This window comes from Undibacterium sp. SXout20W, from assembly GCF_049340285.1.
In the GTDB taxonomy this organism is placed as follows: domain Bacteria; phylum Pseudomonadota; class Gammaproteobacteria; order Burkholderiales; family Burkholderiaceae_D; genus Undibacterium.
In genome coordinates this window covers 1-3,632 of sequence record NZ_JBMPPH010000085.1, presented here as the reverse complement: position 1 = coordinate 3,632, position 3,632 = coordinate 1, and the positions used below count along the sequence as shown (strand labels likewise).

2 protein-coding genes are annotated in these 3,632 nt (G+C 44.6%); one reads left to right on the top strand and one right to left on the bottom strand.

What is annotated here, in order from left to right; all coding sequences use genetic code 11:
• Positions 1 to 454: 454 nt before the first annotated feature.
• A complete protein-coding gene (locus tag ACO0K1_RS19905) occupies positions 455 to 2,131 on the top strand; it encodes an alkaline phosphatase family protein (protein ID WP_423028907.1) in 1,677 nt (558 codons plus the stop codon).
• Between the two features lie 171 nt (positions 2,132 to 2,302).
• On the opposite strand, the gene ACO0K1_RS19900 is transcribed toward ACO0K1_RS19905, so the two are convergent.
• Complete coding sequence (locus ACO0K1_RS19900; protein ID WP_423028905.1) at positions 2,303 to 3,289, bottom strand: MBL fold metallo-hydrolase; 987 nt, start codon at positions 3,287 to 3,289, stop codon at positions 2,303 to 2,305.
• Positions 3,290 to 3,632 lie beyond the last annotated feature (343 nt).

Below are 3,632 nucleotides of genomic sequence, written 5' to 3'. Positions count from 1 at the left end.
TCTTGGGTAAGATGTGTGTATGTCATTTCGGGCAACTTTGACTTGGAGGTCTGGAAGGCCGGATGCTACTGCATCTTCCCACCTTTAACCATTTATCTTCAGTTGCACTTCATAGTTGAACTCGCGACTCATAAAAATGTAAGCCCTTCAAATTTACATTGTCCCCGTAAACTAAAGGGGAAACGAGATGTCAATATATTAATACGCGGCAATGATGAAAAACAGTCGAATCTTCATTTAATAACCAACCATATCCGTCAAATTATACTTGAGAGCGATTTCAAACTATCGATAAAAGCTCATATTCCTGTAACAATTCTAGGATATGATCGTTAGCGTTGAGTTCATCTTTCTCAAAATAGACAAAGCCTTTACCTGAAATAAAAATCAATCATTGTTCACTGCCCTTTGAGGCAACTCACTGTAAGTTTTTTAATTTAACGCTAATCAAAAAATGACAACTTATAACACCCATAAGCCACGTACATTGCGACACCTGATGCTAATCAGCAGCATGCTGCTCGGCACCAATTTACTGGCAATGCCGGCCATTGCCGCCGAAAAAGTGAACCAACCGAAGCTGGTGGTTGTATTAGTTGTCGATGGCTTACCCCAAGAGCAAGTTGTCAGATACCGTGATCAATATACTCAAGGGGGTTTTCGTCGCTTATTGGAGCAAGGTGCCTGGTACAGTGATGCGCATCAGGCGCATGGCGTCACAGTCACGGCGGTCGGTCATGCTGCGGTATTAACTGGTGCTTATCCATATCAACATGGAATTATTGCCAATGAATGGATTGATAACCGGACTGGTGAAAGTATGTATTGCACCCAAGATGGTAATTATCAGTACATTGGTGAGGAGACAAAACCTGATGACGGTACCGCACCGACCAATTTACGTGTCAGTACGGTCGGCGACGAATTGCGTTATGCCACAGGGAATCAATCCAAAGTGATCACGGTTTCCGGCAAAGATCGCGGGGCTATTCTATTGGGTGGGAAAGCAGGTAGCGCCTACATTTATATGAAGAAAAGTGGTAACTTCGCCAGCAGCAACTATTACATGCAAAGTCACCCTGCCTGGGTTCAGCAATATCATACCAATCATCCACAAGATCGTTTTTACGGTCAGGAATGGAAACCATTACTTGCCGAAACAGCTTATGCAAACGACGTTGACGATGCGATTGTCAGCGAGGCCAAAGATCGGTTCCCTTTTAAGTACAGCAGCAAATCAGGTAAACCAGATGCAGAATACTACGGCAAGTTGCTCACCGGACCTTTCGTCGATGAGATGACATTGGATTTTGCGCGTGCTGCCATTGATGGCGAACATCTCGGACATAATCCTGCGGGCGTCCCAGATCTCTTAGGTATCAGTTTGTCCAGTCACGATTATGTCAATCACGCTTTTGGTCCCGAAAGCCGAATGTCGCATGATCATTTACAAAGACTCGATCGCTTGCTTGCAAATTTCTTCAACTATCTGGATAAGCGCGTCGGTTTAGAAAATACCGTTGTGGTATTAACTGCAGATCATGGTTTTCCAAATACGCCTGAATTTTCCAGAGCGATTAAACGCGATGCCCAACGCATAAGTAGCAAAGAAATGATGACAGCGTTGAATCAACATCTGAAAGAGCAATTTGGGGTTGATAAACTTGCGACAAAATGGTCGGGCCCACAAATACTCCTAGACTATCCTCTGATCACACAGAAAAGTCTCAAGCGCGAAGACGTAGAAAACAATGCGGCGCGTTTTTTACTTACATACCCGGGAATTGCTGACGTTTTCACACGGACGCAATTCGAACAAGGCACCGTACCAGCCACCCGCATCGCGAAGCTCATGCAACGTTCATGGAATAAGCAAGTATCTGGCGATATCACTGTTGTCACTAAACCTTACTGGTATTTCGGCAGCGGTAACCACGGTACATCTCATGGTTCGCCCTACTCCTACGATACTAATGTGCCACTGATCATCATGGGTAAAAACAGAATCAAAGCAGGCGTTTACAGCCAATATGCGGAAGTGGTGGATATCGCTCCTACGCTCTCACATTTGCTGCGTATCCGACCACCATCTGGCTCTGAAGGACGTATTCTTGGAGAAACGTTGAATTGAACAGGCGATAGCCCAGTGTTAGTTAACATGACTGGAAAATAGCTCAGCTCACAATCAACGCTGATTTCATTTCCATGCCCCTATTTGGAAAATGCCCGCGTGAATCAATATCATGCGGGCATTTTTTATACACACAGCCTAAAAGTCAGCATGTGCGAACAAGGTCAGCAATCAACGAGGTTGCGTGTAATTGACAGGGATCCATTGATAAGATTTTTCGCTGCCCTTTCCAACTGTCCGAAGATGTCCAATACCAGGAAACGCGATATGTGCCGCAGCGACCAGGTCGCCCTCTTTCGCAGCTTCATCAAAAACGCGGAAGCGAGATGCCATCGCCTCTTTCGGTGTCGAATCAAAACCAATCGTCACTTTTGGATGGCCAAATTGGACAGCTTGTACATGGATCAAGTCCCCCAGAATAATCATTTTCTTACCATGACTTTCGACGACATAAGATGTGTGGCCTTCAGTATGGCCATAGCTGGAATTGGAGGTAATACCTGGCGTCAGCACAGTGTTAGACGCGAATGGTTGATAGTGATGGGCTTCGACATAAGGTTTCAAGGAAACCATCGCACCTTGAAAAAAGCCCTTACTACTGTCCGGCGCATGTGCCAGATTTGTTTCACTCAGCCAAAATGACGATTCACGCTCGTCCGCACGCACAATCGCATTTGGGAAAGCCAGCTTGCCATCTTGTGCTAAACCGCCGACATGATCTGGATGCATGTGCGTGATATAGATCTCATCGACATCCGATACCTTGTAACCAGAGGCATTTAAATTGGCAACTAATTTACCCAAAGTTGGCCCAAATAAGCCACCCGCACCACCATCGATCAAAATCAGTTTACTGCCGGTATTGATCAAATAGGCGTTGACCGATGTTTCTGTTGGTACGCCCAAATAAAGTTCAGCCAATTCTTTTTTAGTTTTCTCAGGTGCTTGTTGCAATAATTTATCGACAGGCAAATCAACGGTGCCATCACTTAATGCGGTCACTTCAAAATCACCGAGTGTAAATCGAAAGAAACCTGGTGCGCCGAGTTTCGCCATCGGTGCAGCGGCGAGTGCTGATTCCGAATAAAAACCACCAAATGCAACTGTGGATGATACGGCTGCTGCAAATACTAATTTAACAAATGACAATTTTTTCATATTTTTCTTTCGGACTAATGGAAGTTTAGTTTTGTTGCGGAAGTAAATCGACGATATCACGAATGCATAGAACGCCTGCAAAGCCACGGCAAAAAGGAATTAATGACTACTTAATGACTACTTAATGACTACTTATAGCTCACTGTCTATCTATCAGAGAAAGTCGCCTTCCATCGATATTATTTCCGACGATTTTTCCTCAAGCATAAATTCTATAGATTCGCGAGTTCAACTATGAAGTGCAACTGAAGATAAATGGTTAAAGGTGGGAAGATGCAGTAGCATCCGGCCTTCCAGACCTCCAAGTCAAAGTTGCCCGAAATGACATACACACATCTTACCC

Coding starts and splice junctions, on each gene's coding strand:
- ACO0K1_RS19905 (WP_423028907.1), top strand. CDS start 455: ATGACAACTTATAACACCCATAAGCCACGTACATTGCGACACCTGATG.
- ACO0K1_RS19900 (WP_423028905.1), bottom strand. CDS start 3,289: ATGAAAAAATTGTCATTTGTTAAATTAGTATTTGCAGCAGCCGTATCA.